This is a genomic window from Veillonella nakazawae, from assembly GCF_013393365.1.
Classification (GTDB): domain Bacteria; phylum Bacillota; class Negativicutes; order Veillonellales; family Veillonellaceae; genus Veillonella; species Veillonella nakazawae.
The window spans coordinates 1,502,501-1,518,978 of sequence record NZ_AP022321.1; the positions used below are offsets into that span (position 1 = coordinate 1,502,501).

14 protein-coding genes, 3 tRNA genes and 1 rRNA gene (1 of these 18 cut by a window edge) are annotated in these 16,478 nt (G+C 39.2%); 1 reads left to right on the plus strand and 17 read right to left on the minus strand.

Going from position 1 to position 16,478, the window contains the following annotated elements; genetic code table 11:
* From VEIT17_RS06815 to VEIT17_RS06890, 16 genes are all read right to left on the minus strand, one after another.
* A 16S ribosomal RNA gene (locus VEIT17_RS06815) occupies window positions 1-1,373 on the minus strand; it reaches 190 nt to the left of the window's first position.
* A gap of 333 nt (window positions 1,374-1,706) precedes the next feature.
* Window positions 1,707-1,782 (minus strand) — tRNA-Lys (locus tag VEIT17_RS06820).
* Window positions 1,783-1,786: 4 nt separating this feature from the next.
* Window positions 1,787-1,861, minus strand: a tRNA-Gln gene (locus tag VEIT17_RS06825).
* A 24-nt stretch (window positions 1,862-1,885) separates the two neighbouring features.
* Window positions 1,886-1,961: transfer RNA gene (locus VEIT17_RS06830), tRNA-His, on the minus strand.
* A gap of 217 nt (window positions 1,962-2,178) precedes the next feature.
* On the minus strand, window positions 2,179-3,018 hold the full coding sequence (speE, locus tag VEIT17_RS06835) for a polyamine aminopropyltransferase (RefSeq protein WP_024065843.1): 840 nt from the start codon (window positions 3,016-3,018) through the stop codon (window positions 2,179-2,181).
* 82 nt (window positions 3,019-3,100) lie between these two features.
* A complete protein-coding gene (locus VEIT17_RS06840) occupies window positions 3,101-3,730 on the minus strand; it encodes a hypothetical protein (RefSeq protein ID WP_178885390.1) in 630 nt (209 codons plus the stop codon).
* A 4-nt stretch (window positions 3,731-3,734) separates the two neighbouring features.
* Entirely contained in the window at window positions 3,735-4,169 is a 435-nt protein-coding gene (locus VEIT17_RS06845; protein ID WP_005385683.1) for a peptidylprolyl isomerase, read from the minus strand.
* Window positions 4,166-4,873: a tRNA threonylcarbamoyladenosine dehydratase gene (locus VEIT17_RS06850; RefSeq protein ID WP_178885391.1), complete on the minus strand. Its 708-nt coding sequence runs from the start codon at window positions 4,871-4,873 to the stop codon at window positions 4,166-4,168. Before VEIT17_RS06850 ends, VEIT17_RS06845 begins: the two co-directional genes overlap by 4 nt.
* Entirely contained in the window at window positions 4,873-5,247 is a 375-nt protein-coding gene (locus VEIT17_RS06855; protein ID WP_024065847.1) for a VOC family protein, read from the minus strand. The genes VEIT17_RS06850 and VEIT17_RS06855 overlap by 1 nt, the downstream gene beginning before the upstream one ends.
* 79 nt (window positions 5,248-5,326) lie before the next feature.
* A complete protein-coding gene (locus VEIT17_RS06860) occupies window positions 5,327-8,410 on the minus strand; it encodes an AAA family ATPase (protein WP_178885393.1) in 3,084 nt (1,027 codons plus the stop codon).
* On the minus strand, window positions 8,411-9,586 hold the full coding sequence (locus tag VEIT17_RS06865; protein ID WP_178885395.1) for an exonuclease SbcCD subunit D: 1,176 nt from the start codon (window positions 9,584-9,586) through the stop codon (window positions 8,411-8,413).
* 86 nt (window positions 9,587-9,672) lie between these two features.
* Window positions 9,673-10,509: a deoxyribonuclease IV gene (locus VEIT17_RS06870; protein ID WP_105081866.1), complete on the minus strand. Its 837-nt coding sequence runs from the start codon at window positions 10,507-10,509 to the stop codon at window positions 9,673-9,675.
* A 169-nt stretch (window positions 10,510-10,678) separates the two neighbouring features.
* On the minus strand, window positions 10,679-11,098 hold the full coding sequence (locus VEIT17_RS06875) for a Fur family transcriptional regulator (RefSeq protein WP_005385669.1): 420 nt from the start codon (window positions 11,096-11,098) through the stop codon (window positions 10,679-10,681).
* A gap of 176 nt (window positions 11,099-11,274) precedes the next feature.
* On the minus strand, window positions 11,275-12,840 hold the full coding sequence (gene cshA, locus VEIT17_RS06880) for a degradosome RNA helicase CshA (RefSeq protein ID WP_060924507.1): 1,566 nt from the start codon (window positions 12,838-12,840) through the stop codon (window positions 11,275-11,277).
* Between the two features lie 97 nt (window positions 12,841-12,937).
* A complete protein-coding gene (locus tag VEIT17_RS06885; protein WP_178885397.1) occupies window positions 12,938-13,366 on the minus strand; it encodes a phosphatase in 429 nt (142 codons plus the stop codon).
* Between the two features lie 663 nt (window positions 13,367-14,029).
* Window positions 14,030-14,425, minus strand: coding sequence for a hypothetical protein (locus VEIT17_RS06890; RefSeq protein ID WP_105094120.1), 396 nt, complete (start codon window positions 14,423-14,425; stop codon window positions 14,030-14,032).
* A gap of 300 nt (window positions 14,426-14,725) precedes the next feature.
* Between VEIT17_RS06890 and VEIT17_RS06895 the strand changes: the two genes are divergently transcribed.
* Window positions 14,726-15,301, plus strand: coding sequence for a hypothetical protein (locus tag VEIT17_RS06895; protein ID WP_178885399.1), 576 nt, complete (start codon window positions 14,726-14,728; stop codon window positions 15,299-15,301).
* Window positions 15,302-15,383: 82 nt separating this feature from the next.
* Here VEIT17_RS06895 and VEIT17_RS06900 read toward each other — a convergent pair whose 3' ends face one another.
* Window positions 15,384-16,454: a hypothetical protein gene (locus VEIT17_RS06900; RefSeq protein WP_178885401.1), complete on the minus strand. Its 1,071-nt coding sequence runs from the start codon at window positions 16,452-16,454 to the stop codon at window positions 15,384-15,386.
* Window positions 16,455-16,478: the final 24 nt, after the last annotated feature.

A 16,478-nucleotide genomic window follows, 5' to 3' on the forward strand; every position in this document is an offset into this window, starting at 1 on the left:
GATTACTAGCGATTCCGACTTCACGTAGGCGAGTTGCAGCCTACGATCCGAACTGAGAGAGTGTTTCTCGGGTTTGCTCCACCTCGCGGTATTGCTTCCGTCTATTAACTCCCATTGTAGTACGTGTGTAGCCCAGGTCATAAGGGGCATGATGATTTGACGTCATCCCCGCCTTCCTCCGCATTGTCTGCGGCAGTCTCTCATGAGTTCCCACCCGAAGTGCTGGCAACATAAGATAGGGGTTGCGCTCGTTGCGGGACTTAACCCAACATCTCACGACACGAGCTGACGACAACCGTGCACCACCTGTTTTCTGGCTTCCGAAGAAGAGGAACTATCTCTAGTTCTGTCCATCAATGTCAAGACCTGGTAAGGTTCTTCGCGTTGCGTCGAATTAAACCACATACTCCACCGCTTGTGCGGGCCCCCGTCAATTCCTTTGAGTTTCAACCTTGCGGTCGTACTCCCCAGGCGGGGTACTTATTGCGTTAACTCCGGCACAGAAGGGGTCGATACCTCCTACACCTAGTACCCATCGTTTACGGCCAGGACTACCGGGGTATCTAATCCCGTTCGCTCCCCTGGCTTTCGCGCCTCAGCGTCAGTTTTCGTCCAGAAAGTCGCCTTCGCCACTGGTGTTCTTCCTAATATCTACGCATTTCACCGCTACACTAGGAATTCCACTTTCCTCTCCGATACTCTAGATTGGCAGTTTCCATCCCATCACGGGGTTAAGCCCCGAACTTTTAAGACAGACTGACCAATCCGCCTGCGCGCGCTTTACGCCCAATAATTCCGGACAACGCTTGCCACCTACGTATTACCGCGGCTGCTGGCACGTAGTTAGCCGTGGCTTTCTATTCCGGTACCGTCAATCCTTCTAACTATTCGCAAGAAGGCCTTTCGTCCCGATTAACAGAGCTTTACAACCCGAAGGCCGTCATCACTCACGCGGCGTTGCTCCGTCAGACTTTCGTCCATTGCGGAAGATTCCCCACTGCTGCCTCCCGTAGGAGTCTGGGCCGTGTCTCAGTCCCAATGTGGCCGTTCATCCTCTCAGACCGGCTACTGATCATCGCCTTGGTGGGCCGTTACCCCTCCAACTAGCTAATCAGACGCAATCCCCTCCTTCAGTGATAGCTTATAAATAGAGGCCACCTTTCATCCATCCTCGATGCCGAGGTCAGATTGTATGCGGTATTAGCAGTCGTTTCCAACTGTTGTCCCCCTCTGAAGGGCAGGTTGATTACGCGTTACTCACCCGTTCGCCACTAAGATTGATAGAAGCAAGCTTCCATCGCTCTTCGTTCGACTTGCATGTGTTAAGCACGCCGCCAGCGTTCGTCCTGAGCCAGGATCAAACTCTCCAAGATATCTTGAAGCTATTTGAATAGCTCATTATTTGTTGTCGTTACATGTAAGTAACTTTGAATTATGGTTGGTTTTGACTTTGTCAAAACCCGCACTCTGGCATATGTTCAATCGTATTGATTGATTACCTATCATTGTTCAGTTTTCAAAGATCTGTTACGTTAGTTCTAAGCCCTAACGACTTGTATAGTATATCAATCTAATCTTAAATCGTCAACCTCTTTTTCAAAGATTTTTTCAACTTATTTTTGATTGATTTTATACATACAATCATAACCAAATACTCTATGAATAGAGATAGAAAACTCACAAACCGAAGTTTGTGAGTTTTAATTTGGTGACTCACCCGCGACTCGAACGCGGGACACCCTGATTAAAAGTCAGGTGCTCTGCCAACTGAGCTAGTGAGTCATGTTGGCAGGGGTGGCTGGGATCGAACCAGCGCATAACGGAGTCAAAGTCCGTTGCCTTACCACTTGGCGACACCCCTACAGTGATTATGATGTGTAGGTTATGGGGTGAGTAGTGGGGATCGAACCCACGCGTAACGGAGCCACAATCCGCCGTGTTAACCGCTTCACCATACCCACCACCTTGTAGGTATCGAAGACGTTGTCTTCGTAACATAGAGAATTATATCTGTTCTAGAGATTTGTGTCAACACCTTTTTCTCAATTTCATTTAACTTTTACAAATAAAATGAAAAAGTGTGTTATCCCTAATATAAACTCTTTCTCCTCATAAAAATAAGGAAGCACATTCATAAGTTATACCTTACGAATGGTGCTCCCCTATTATACATATTATTTACTTAGTTGGCAAATAGTTTTTTACAAAATTTGGCAAAGCAAAAGCAGCCTTTTGAATTTCAGCATTATAGTACTTAGTTTCAAAGTTTTGTTCACGATTTGGTGTCCATGTTAATGGGTCAAATGTTTTGGAACCCAATGTGAAGCAATGCATGCCTGCTGGGTAAATTGGAATAAATGCAGTATATAAACGTGCAATTGGGAAGTGATTATTTACATAACCAAATACCTTCTCTACGAGCGGTTGATGTAACATTGGAGATTCTGTTTGTTGTACAAATAAGCCATCTTTTTTAAGAGCTTTTAATGTATTCTTATAGAACTCTTCAGTAAATAAACCTTCACCAGGACCGATTGGATCAGAGCAGTCTACAATAATTACATCATAGTAATCTTCCGCTTCTGCCATGAAACCAATGCCATCACCAATTTTTACAGTCAATTTAGGATGGTTTTCAATCATAGCTTTAGCAATAGTTGGCAAATATTGTTTAGCAAGCTCCACAACTTTACCGTCGATTTCAACCATCGTTACTTCTTTTACACAGTCGTGACGTACACATTCTCTAGCTACGCCACCATCACCGCCACCGATGATTAATACACGTTCAGGATTTGGATGTAAAAACAATGGAACATGACTCATCATTTCATGGTAGATGAACTCTTCACGTTCAGATGTTTGGAATACGCCATCTAATGCGAGCATTGTACCATACTCTTTAGATTTAAATACTTCAATTTTTTGGAACTCAGATTCACCTGAATATAATACTTCTTCTGCTTCAGCACTGAGACGTAAATGAGGGGTTTGTTCCTCTGTAATCCATTGACTCATGTAGTACCTCCTACTTTTATACTACAATACGCACCGCAGGTTATTGCGATGCGTATGTATATTACTTTAATTGCTCTATTACTTAACCTTTACGGCTAATATAACAGAAACCGCCACCTAAAATGGTATCTTTCATCCAATTCGCTAATGAAAAATCACGGATTTCACCTTCATCAAAGATGCCACAGCGAATATCATCGCCATCCCTAAAAATCTTGTGAATTGGAACCCAATGCCATGTATAAAGAGCCTTTTCCTTGCCCTTATGACGATTCAAAAATGCCACAGGCACATCTTGTGCCAATGCATCATGAATAAACTGAGCTGCTGCCTCTACCTCTACACGAGAAGCACAAAAAGGAGACACATTTAACATATGTACATCATATGACCAGCCTTCATCTTCTAATAAACGAATCAGGCCTCGTTCCATCCATTGCGTTTTATAAACACCACCACCAAAGCGTGGCTTTACATATTTCCAAACTAAATTCATCCGTTCTAAAGCAAGCGTTTGATCGGATGTGGTTTCTAAATCTAATAAGCCATCCCTAAATAGCGAATAACTCAAAACTTGTGATGCCGATGTAGGACCACAACCAGACAGGCGTTGCCACTCATCTGTGAACCACTCTTGGTCATACCCATATGATGTCTTTCCGTCTACATCAATATATAGCCATTCCGGATGTTTAATAGATACATCATTCATGAGATTAACCTTCGATTACTTCAACAGTTTCCATGATAGCACCTTGATGGATACCATCAACTACGTCCATACCTTCAATTACTTTACCAAATACTGTATGTACACCATCCAAATGAGGTTGTGGTTCGTATACGATAAAGAATTGGCTACCACCAGTATTAGGACCACGGTGAGCCATAGACAATGCACCACGTTCGTGTTTGTGTGGGTTACCAATTAATTCATCTTTAATTGTGTAGCCAGGACCGCCTGTACCATTGCCATTAGGGCAACCACCTTGAGCTACGAAACCAGGAATTACACGGTGGAAACGAAGACCATTGTAGAAACCTTTATTGATCAAATCAATGAAGTTTTGTACTGTGCCAGGAGCTTCTTTATCAAATAATTCAATTACAATATCGCCGCCGTCAGCCATATGGATTTTTGCTTTTTTCATTGTTCAGGTACCTCCAAAATTGTACGCAACACATGTGCTGCTAATATAAAACCTGCCACTGGGGGCACAAAACTACATGTTCCAGGACTTGTTGCGTCCCCACGGAACTGTGGCTTTGTCGGTTTTTCTGTAGAAAATAAAACTAATTGTTTTTTTATGCCCCGTTTTTTTAACTCCCGACGCATAACGCGCGCAAGAGGACATGTATGAGACTTATTGATATCAGCAATCATAAGTTTTTCAGGGTAAAAGCGATTGCCGCCGCCCATACAAGAAATAACAGGGATGCTTTCACGTTGACACACCTCAATAATATTAAGTTTTGCCGTTACCATATCGATGGCATCGATTACATAATCAACGTTCAAGCTTTGAATAAATCCAGGGTAACTTTCCTCAGTATACATAATATCATGAGTTTCTATCACTACATCCGGATTAATAGAAAGGGCTCGTGCCTTTGCTACCTCTACCTTACGCTCTCCAATTGTGTCATGAGTCGTAATCATTTGGCGGTTCAAATTACTAGGTGCTATAGAGTCTCCGTCGATAAGAACAATCCGCCCAACCCCTGCACGTACTAGAGCCTCAAGAGCTCCACCGCCTACACCACCGACACCAAAGAGAGCCACAGATGTATTCTTTAAGGTTTGGATTTTATCTGGTCCAACTAACCATTCTAAACGAGTTAACATATATTCCATTAATATTTACCCGCCGGAATGATTTCTGTCCAATAACCGTCTGGATCGGCAATGAAGTAAATCCCCATATCAGCATTTTCGTAGGCTACAACGTCCATCTCTTTGTGTTTTTTAAGAGCTGCTTCATAGTCATCTACATAAAATGCCAAGTGGAATTCATTATCTCCCAAATTATAAGGGCGATCCCAGTCACGCAACCAAGTAAGCTCTAGCTCATGCGCTGTATATGGACTTTTTAAATATACAAGGATGAAAGCACCACTTGGATCTTCCAAGCGGCGAGATTCCTCAAGTAATAAAGCCTCTTTATAGAAAGCTAAACTTTTATCAAGATCCTTAACATTTATATTATTGTGAGCAAATGAAAATTTCATAGGACCTCCTTAATTAATTCCAGTATGTTTTTGTAGGAATTCTCCTCTTTTAATAGTATCACATTTGGCAATTCTATAGCTAGTTAATCACAAATTTTGCAGTACTGCCATCATCACCGCGTGTGACCTCTAAGTGGGCAGGTATACGAGTCTTTAATTCAGGTACATGAGAAATCATGCCGATGAGGCGTCCAGAAAATTGTAATTGTACCAATGTTTCCATGGCAAGTTCTAATGTATCTGGATCTAAAGTACCAAAGCCTTCGTCGATGAACATCGTATCCATATGAATACCACCTGCATAACTTTGAATGACATCCGCAAGACCTAAGGCAAGAGCCATCGATGCCAAAAAGGTTTCACCACCAGACAAGGTGTTCGCCGGTCTTGACTGACCTGTGAAAGCATCCATAACGGCCAAATCAAGGCCTTGTTTGCCACGACCACCACCAGTATAGTCAGACCGCTCCAAGGAATATCGACTACGACTCATCTTTTGAAGTCGTAAATTGGCAGCATACACAACTTCATCTAAAATAGCACCTAGCACATATCGTTCAAAGGTTACATTTTTAAAGCCCTGTTCACCGCCATTGGCTAAGTCGTTAAGACGGCTTAAGAAAGTGATTTCCTCACGAGCTTCGCCCATAGCCTTTTCCAGTTCTTCTAATGATGCTAATGTGGTTTCAATATGTTTTGTTTCTTTATCCCAAGCCGCAAGAGAACCTACTAAATTATCACGTTTCTCTACGGCCGTATTATATACTTCGTCAGAAACCGTATCACTTGGTTCTATTACAGACTGGGCATGTTTTAAAGCCGCATCATATACAGCTTGAGCTGTACTAAAAGCCTCATCTAATGCATGTAGCTCAGTTTTAAACGCATCTAAGTCCTTATAATCACCTAGTGCATCTATAAAGTCATCTTCAGATACAGAAATTGATTGTAATGATTTTACATAGTCTTGGTAAAATCCATCAAGATTTTTTGTTTCATCCTGCACTTGTACAAATAAGATTTCTAAACGACCCCGTTTAGCGTTGAGCTGCTCTTTAGCAGCATCTAGACTTGATTTACAAACCTTCAACTGCTCATCATATGTGTTAATTTCAGTCTCTAATGATTCAATCTGTTTATGCCATGCATCAAGATCTGTAGTTGGCAATATCTTAGATAACCCATCTATCTTAGCCTGTACAGAGCTAATCTGAACCGCTACGTCATGCAAATCATTAATCAATTCATTATGATCGTTTTCCAATTTCGCTAATTTATCTTTACCCTCAATCAAGTCATGCTCATTTTTAGTTATCATTTCGCTCAACTGTTCAGTGTCTTTACGCAAAGCTGTAAGTCGATTCATTTGGGATGACAAGTCTTGCTGAGTAGAATCAAAAGTATCTTCTGAAAAATCAGCAATATGTGATTTAAGTTTAGAAACTTGGTCTTTAACTTGCTCATCTAACTCATGTAGACGAACAGATAACGCTTCTTTCTGACCAATTTCGCTAGCCCGCTTCTGTAATGCCCCATCACGCACTGCGCGTGCCTCTTCTACTTCCTCTTTTGTAGGGTATAACTCTGGCTTGGATGCTAACTGTGGATGCTCTGTAGAGCCACATACAGGACATGGTTCATTATCTACTACCAAATGAACCAGTTCAAAAGCTCGTCCCTCTGCCATCAGATGTTCTAACCGTTCAAGCCGTACCGTTGAGTTCTTTACAGATTCATCAAGCGTAGCTAATGCCTTATCTTTAGCATCAATATCATTTTGAACCTTCTGTTTCTGAGCAACCAATTCAGAATATCGTTGCAAATGACTTAACTGTTCTTGGATACGGGAAATAGAGTCTAATGCTTTGCTATTACCTTGTAACTGCTGCCTGTCCGCAACTAACTTAGCCTCTAAATCAGCTACTAACTTGTGCTGAGCCTGCAACTTAGCTTCACTTTTCTCACGGTCTTGTGTTTCTAATTGGCTATTTAATGTGCTCAATTCCTTATTTAGCACTACTAACTCATTAAACTGTTCGGCCTGCTGTTGTAATTGAGCCAACGCAGTCCTCTTAGCTTGTATAGTTTCAGCTTGAGATTCTAACATTTCATAAGCCGCTGTACATTTAGACTCATGTTGAGCTGCGACCTCTACACTTTTTTTTGCATCTGAAAGTGCCGTTTTCAAGGTTTTTAACACCGACTGTTTATCATCAAGTTGTTTATATAATTCATAGCTTGGTGTTAAACTGGTGAGGAACTGAACCTTTTCATTTAAACTAGACCGCTCCTTTTCTCTTTCTTTTACCAAGTCTAATTTGTTCGTAGCCTCAATAAGAGATTGTTGTACCTGATTATATAAGGCCCACTCATTGCGCAATGTATTGAACTGATCCACTACATCTACAGCTTTATTACGTTCAACAACAAGCGTATCACGATGAGGTTCTCTATCTTTCAAAAGCTCTCGTACATGCTCAATAGTTAGTACAGGGATTTCTTCATCATGCGGAATGGATTGCAGTAATGCAGATTGTTTTGTTATATTTTCTTCAATACCGGATTTTGCCTCATCATAAGCAGATTTTAGGGCATCCTGTAATCTTCGATATAACTCAGTTCTAAAGAGTGTATGTAATAACTCCTCTCGTTCACTGGTGGAGGCTACTAATAATTTTCTAAACTCCCCTTGCGGCAAAAGTACTACTTGTAAGAATTGATCTTTACGAAAACCAATAATTCGTTGAATCGTATCACGAATAGCAGCGGCAGAGGTAGCAATAACTTTCCACTCCCCATCTTTCATTTCGTATACAGTAGCACTAGCATTCTGCTCACGCATACCTGTACCACGTTTTTTAGCTACCAATTGTTTTGGCAATCTTTCAACACGATACCGAGCCTCACCGATAGCAAAGGAAAAATCAACACGCGTCATATGCTGAGGTTCTGCAAAATCACTACGGATAGCATCCGTTTTGCGCACCTCTCCACTAGGCTCACCATACAAGGCATACACCATCGCATCTAGTATGGATGTTTTCCCCGCCCCTGTAGGACCAGAGATGAGGAACATGGAATGGTTTTGGAGCTCATTAAAGTCCAAGGTAACCGAATCGCGGTACGGACCAAAGGCTTCTATAGTTAAAGATATAGGCTTCATTTAGTCCTCCTTTAGAATTCGATCCCATACAGAGTTAATGTATTGTTGCTCACGCTCTGTTAATGGCTCTTTCCACACGGTTTCAGCAAACTGATTAAATAATTCGCGTTCGTTTAACTCTTTAAAAACGGCTTCATCCATATCTGCCATAGGAGTTGCCACGCGACCTACTAAATCAATAGTCATGCATCGATGATACACTTGGCGCAGCTTAGCCATCCCATCCATAATAGGCATCGTATCAAGCAATCGAGCCTGCACGTAATCGTCTTTATGCTTAGCTTGTAATTCTTTATTATTTAGGAGGTCTTCAAAGTAACCTTCTAAAATAACTACATCTCGCTTCGCATCTACAGGAATGGTGCTAACATCTACTTGTCCCTTTGTATTCATATCAACGATGGTAAAAGATTTCTTCTGCGTATGCTCATCAAAGGAATACTTTAATGGCGATCCGCTATAACGAATATAGTCTGCCCCCATTCGCTGAGGCCCATGCAAATGGCCAAGGGCTGTATAGTGAAAGTCTTTAAAGACTTGTGGACTTACTTGTTCACTACCACCGATAGATAAGGTACGCTCAGAGCCACCTACATCACCGCCCATTACAAAGGCATGACTAATAGCAATGCTACGCATCCCCTTTGGCACTTGATTACGTAAATGGTTGCTCCAAGCCTGATACATTTGATCATAATTATGTAGATTGAGACCAGTTTCCAAAGAAGGGGTAGCAAAACCTAACCCTAATGCATCCCCAATGCGACGAGGCTCGCTAAAGGGCATAGGGCAAATGGCCACTTTACCATCAGCACCTTCAAATTCAAAGGGTTGTAATGCATGATGAGGGGATCCCCAAATATGGATGCCTGATTGACTCAACATAGAGCGCCCCACTTCAAGGCGTTCAGCTCCATCGTGATTACCACTTACCACGAAGAGTGGTACCTTATAATCCATAGCGAGACGGGTAATGATGGAATCCCATAACTCAATAGCTTCAATAGGAGGTACCGCTCTATCAAATACGTCCCCGGCTAACAAGATGCCGTCGATTTTTTCATCTTTCAAAATAGAAAAGAACTGATTCTCCAGCACATGAGCTTGGTCTTCGGTTAAGTACTGACCATAAAAAATACGTCCTAAATGCCAATCGGCAGTATGTAAAAAACGCATTTTATCCCCCTTTCCAGCTCTCCCTATACCTTATCTGAATGTAGTTATATAAATAATTATATAACTAAGACTGCTTTTTAGCTTAATTATTGATTCTCTACAATAGAGCGTAACATAGCAATTTCTTTTGCATACCCATCGAGTTCGTTTGGCGTTTCCAAATAGAACGGCAAGTTCGTCAATTTAGGATGTGTCACAATACGAGCGATGGCATCGATACCGATGTGACCTTCACCAATTTTTTCGTGCCGATCTTTATGAGCACCCATAGGATTTTTAGAGTCATTCAAGTGAATGGCTTTCAAACGGTCTAATCCTACAATACGGTCAAACTCGTCGATAACACCATCAAGATTATTAACGATATCATAACCACCTTCGTGAATGTGACAAGTATCTACACAAACACCCATGTATTCTTTTAATTTCACACCATCTATAATGCGTGCAATCTCTTCAAAGCGAGAACCAATTTCTGTGCCCTTACCTGCCATGACTTCTAAGAGAACTGTTGTTTTCATGCCAGGGAATAAGATTTCATTCAAACATTCTACGATATATTCGATGCCTTGATCTACACCTTGTTTTACATGGCTACCAGGGTGAAAGTTATACATTTGTCCTGGTAAATATTCCATACGCTCTAGATCTTCTGTCATGGCTTGTTTTGCAAAAGCGCGCAAATCTTCTTTTGCTGCACATGGATTATACGTGTAAGGTGCATGAGCTAATAAGGTACCAAAGTTATGTTCTTTCATATACACACTCAAGCTATTCATATCCTCTACATCGAGGGCACGCATACTACCACCACGAGGATTCCGTGTAAAATATTGGAATGTATTGCCCCCAATTTTTGTAGCTTCCTTCCCCATGTTTAAATAACCTTTGCTAATTGATAAATGACTGCCGATGACAAACATAATACTCCTTTATATTTATATAATTCTATAATTTTATAATTCTAAAATACTTAATTCTAATATCTATTCTATTACGCTTACATCTATTTCCAAAGCTTAATGAATATAAGACATATATAACTAATATAACCCCTACCGTGAAGGAGCCCTTCGCGACAGGGGTTATGTATTAATGACTTTCTTTTTTAGCACACTCAGGGCATACACCTTCAAAGGTAATATGTTGACCTGTGATTTGATACTCGCTACCTTGATCAGCAATTGTTTTAATAGCTTGTAAATCAATGCCCATCATATCCTCTACCTTGTTGCAACGGATGCAACGAATATGGGAATGAGCTTGTGTGTCCCAATCGTAATGAGCGCGCTCATCACCTACTTCTAAAATTTTTACAAGACCGATTTTTTCAAAAATCTCCATCGTCTTGTACACGGTTGCCAAGCTCATGCTTGGATGTTCAGGGCGCAACGTATGATACAACATTTCTGCTGTTGGATGATCATGATGACCACGCAAGGCATCATAAATCGCAATACGTTGTGGGGTTACTTTGAACCCTTGGCTACGCAGAATTTGTGCGATATCCATAATACTCTACTCTACCTTTCTCCACTTGGAAATCTATAAGGCATCGACCATTATCGGCCATTCACAAGAAATAATTATTATCTATTATAACAGAATTCTCAACACTTATCAAGATAGATAGTATTAACTATTAAGTAATAAAAAATGTGGATTGCCCGAAAACAATCCACATTCTATTAGTCTTTAAAGTAAGGTTTGAAACCTTCACCTTGATGACGAGGTTTTCTGTCACCACGTGGACGATCAGATCTACGATCATCTCTGCGACGGTCATCACGACGTTCACCTCTACGGTCATCGCGGCTGCGACGAGGGCGATCATCGCGACGACGATCTCCGTCACGGCGGCGATCACCATCTCTACGACGGTCACCACGGCGTCGGTCACTACGACCACCTTCACGGCGACGGCGTACACGCAATGGTTTTTCTTCTGTAATATTTACAGGAGTTGTATCTGGTTCTTTTGTTAACAATTTAAGAGCTGCCGCCAAAAGTGTTACGGAATCTGTATCATTCAACAATTCCTCTGCACTAGATTTGAATGGCGCTAATGCTTCTAAATTATCTGTCATTTCAACGAGGCTTTCAATTGCCAAACGTTGTTGACCTTCAAGAACTTCACCTAAGGAAGGTGCACGGCGGCGTGCAATTTTACGTTTTGTTAAACGCTCGATAGCATGTAAATGCTCCATTTCACGAGGGATAACAAACGTGAAAGCTTGACCAGCTTTACCAGCACGGCCTGTACGACCTACGCGGTGTGTGTAGCTTTCAGGATCTTGAGGCATATCGTAGTTATATACGTGAGATACGCCAGAAATATCAAGACCACGAGCTGCCACATCAGTAGCCACGAGAATATCGATGGTACCTTCGCGGAATTGACGGATTACGCTGTCCCGTTTTTGTTGAGACAAATCGCCATGGATGCCTTCCGCCATGTAACCACGTTTCTTAAGACCTTCAGTTACTTCATCAACACGACGTTTTGTACGTGTGAAGATAATAGCAAGTTCAGGTGTTTGAATATCGAACAAGCGGCAAAGAACATCGAATTTTTGACGGTCTTGCACTTCGATATAATATTGTTCAATTAAGTCCATCGTAACTTGAGTCGGTTTCATACGAATCAATGTTGGCTCTGTCAAATATGTTTCAGCTAATTGTTGGATAGCTTTAGGCATAGTTGCGGAGAACAACAATGTTTGATGGTCTTCTGGGATAGCACCCAAGATTTTATTGATATCATCAACAAAGCCCATGTTTAACATTTCGTCGGCTTCGTCCAATACCACAACTTTCACATGGTCAAAGTGGATAGAACCACGATCCATATGGTCCATCAATCGGCCTGGAGTGGCAACGATGATTTGTGGATTTTTTTTCAAGGCACGGAACTGACGATTAATATCTTGACCACCGTAAATAGGTAGTGCTGTGATATTCGTGTATTGAGCCATTTTATTAAGCTCTTCAGCTACTTGGATAGCTAATTCTCGTGTAGGGGATAAAATAACTACTTGAACGTGACGCTCATTCCCATCTACGCGTTCCAATACAGGCAAGCCAAATGCTGCTGTCTTACCAGTACCTGTTTGAGCTTGACCGATCATGTCTTTACCGCTCATGGCTACTGGGATAGCTTCCTGTTGAATTGGCGTAGGCTCTTCAAAGCCCATATCATTTAACGCTCTTAGAACAGGTTCGCTAATCATTAATTGTTCAAATTTTTCTAACATCTAAATGTGTTTCCTCCTATCGCACACGAATTATGCGCGTTAGAATAGTATATCATATTTCAAAGGTGAGCGCTATAAAAGTAATTACAAGTCAAAACTAAATGTTCTTTCTTCTCTCTCTTAACTGTTCTATTAAAACGATTCCACCTGACACACAAAGGAAAACAAGGTATGATAAATGAATAGGCATATACAAACATTCAACAAGAACAACCCATAGAATCAAAATTAATTTAGAAATCCATTTCATTGTTATTCTATCAGCTATCATAAATATAGACAAATTGATAATTATTTTAATGATTATCGCAGCGATTATAACGATTGACGTAAATTCTTCTCTATAATCTGTCAGTTCATATAAGGGATATAATAAATAACTTAAAAGAGCACTAAGTATTATTAAGAACCAAATATTGAGTCCCTTTAAAAGTTTAGCCTTACTATAGTAAAAGACTCCAACCAAAAGAAAGAGTAAAATGCTAAGTAATATTCCTATAACTAATAGATAATCTAAATGAATCATGGTTTATACTCTCCTTTAATCATTTTACCAGTCTCTTTTACAATACACTCTTAAATGTTCTTAATTATAGCATACGGCAGCTCCACACTTATTAGATACTGATCTTCTATATTATGCACAAAAAAGGCACCTCGAAGGAGGTGTCTTCTTATTATGGTTTATTGAAGAATTCTATATTATTAGTCTAAGATAATAAAACAATATATATTTTTTATTTAGAATAATACCTTCCTAAACGCATAGATGCAAACAGTAATAAACATCAGCATCGAAAATACGGCAATGAGTCCACGATTGTAATATATGCTATCTCTTTTTTGAAAATATCCTGTGCACAGTGTAACAAGTGTAAAAATAGTCCAAACACTTCCATAACTCACAATTACTGTATAATCTCTATCAATTATAATTTTAAGAATCAGTAGAGCTAAACTTATAAGAGAAATAATAGACAAATATTTTGTTAAACTACCAAAAACTCTATGTTTTTTTATGTATTCATACTCTTCATTAATTGAAGTCTTACGAATTTCAAGTTTATATAAGGCTATTCCCGATATGATAGATGCAAAAACAAACGTACTACCTAATATTGTTAACCTACTCATCTTTTACCTCATTTTTCATCGACGATACTTTTCTTGTATTCAATCTTTCTCTTTACTACTTAAAGAATATATCTTTAAACGCATAAGCAGAGCCTACAACACCGAATAATATTGAAACAATAGCAATTATCCCACGTTTATAATATAAACTGTCTCTCTTTTGAAAAAATCCTGTACACATTATCAAAAGCACGAAGAATCCCCAAGCCCCACCAAAACGTGACACAAACTCATAATCTTTATAGACTAAAAAGTTAAGGTTTAGTAGTAATATACTTATAATGGCAATTATAGATAAATACCTAGTTAAATTACCAAAAGCTCTATGTCTTTTGATATATTCATATTTTTCATCAATGACACGTTTACTAATCTCAAGTTTATATAACCCTATGGATAACGACATAGATATGAAAATCCAAAAATATCCTAACATTTCAAGTTTTTTCATTTTTTACCAGTCTCTTTTACAATACATTCTTAGATGTTCTTAATTATAGCATAAGGTCTCTCGATACCGATAAGATACTGATTGTCTATATTAAGCACAAAAAGGCATCTCCAAGGAGGTGCCTCATTGTTATAGTTTATTGGAGAATTGTATGGTATTAATCAACTATATAAGTAAAAATATGTTTTAGGTATAATATGATTAAAAGAACGTACTTCAAAATACCGCCAATAATTAAGCAATGTCTGTTAAGCAATTACGATTTAATGAACTTTCTAAAATAGTATAAAAGGAATACCAATGAAACCATTTACTCTTAAAAGATTTGTATTACTACCGTTGATTGTACTATCCCTCATACTAACAACGGGTTGTCATCTTCTATCACATTACAGTGAAGAGGAAGTTCAACAATATATAAGTAAGAATTATCCTAACCTAACATATCACTTGGAGTCACAAAGGAACAATACATGGCAAGTCACCTTTGATAAGTATCCCCAAATACCAATTGAAATATCTGAAGTCTTGCACACCTCTGCACCTGTTGTACCACAAGTTGAGCGAATACTGATAACCAACATTCCGTTGATAACTGTATTCCCATTAATGAAAAACTATCTAACGGCAGAGGAGTTATCCTATGCCACATATGATACATCTTCTTTATATATTGAAATGCCTATCCCCTATTCGGCTATACAAAATCAAGATGTAATAAACTTTTTCAATCGTATGGATCAATTCTGCAAAGAATATGCTTCAACATATCCAGACTTCAAAGAAAAAATATATATTAGAGTCATCATAAAACCATCTGATGGATCTGATGCACCGCAAGAATATAGAAGAATATTCCGCTTATCCCAATATTAATAAAAGAGGTACCCTCTAGGGTACCTCTTTTACGTATGAGACGACGTTATCATTTGATATTTTAGAATTATTATATGTGACATCATTTCACACTATCATCAACAATTCTTATAATCCTCCTAAAGAAATCATATCCACCATTTATATAATCGCCCATTCCTACCTCCCTATCTTGAAAATATGGTGAAATAGGAAGATAGCCCCACACAATACCTAATCCTCCACATAAATTGCGGCCACCATCTCCACCTTTATAGGAAAACACATCATTATCATATACAATTTCTCTACAATACGGATCGTCACCTATAACAAGGCCAAAAAAGTTTTCTTTTTCTAACGTATACTCTCCATCAGTATCCATCCATTCCATATGCTTTAAATTCATAGAGAAATCTATATTGTTTCCCCATGGAAAGATAGTTCTACACCCCTTGCCAGCTAAATACTCCCACTCTCTTTGTGTAGGCAAAGAATATCTATTATCTTTTATATCCTGTAAAAGTTTCTTAAATGTTGTTTCTTCATAAAGTTTGCCACACCAATTGCTATCGTCTGTTTTATATAAACAAACAGTATTGTGCACCATCACTTCAGAAACACCTTTTTCCTCGGCTTTTTTTATCATGTTTTGCCATTCTTTATTTTGTGTAAGCATATCAGCTGGAATAAGACTCCAACAGGTCTCACTATACTCTTTTTGTACCAATAATGGATGGATTACAAACTCATCTTCTCGAGTAAAATTATGTTTAAAATACGTTTCTATGTTGGATAGTACCTCTTCATCTTCCAGTGTTTCGCGAATCTTAGTTTGAACATCGTCTTCACTAAAGATTTCCTCTTCATATCCCTCGACAAATGGATAGGCAAGGTCCGCTAAATTTTCATCATTAAAAATATCCTGAAATGGTTTATTTTTAAAATCAAACCCTAACGTAACAGTATCTCCAGGAACAAATACAAATTCTATACCATCATGTGAACGATATACCGCCGTATATGTGGATTTTCCAAAGGCAGTAAATTCTTTAAAGCATATTAATTCTAAATTATATATTTTTCCAATCTTATGTAATAATTCCATTCTATCGCTAGTAGATAACAAATCATATTGGGGATTATACAATTTTTTGATGGGAATAGGATTCATTAATTCGATACTCCTTATTTTTAT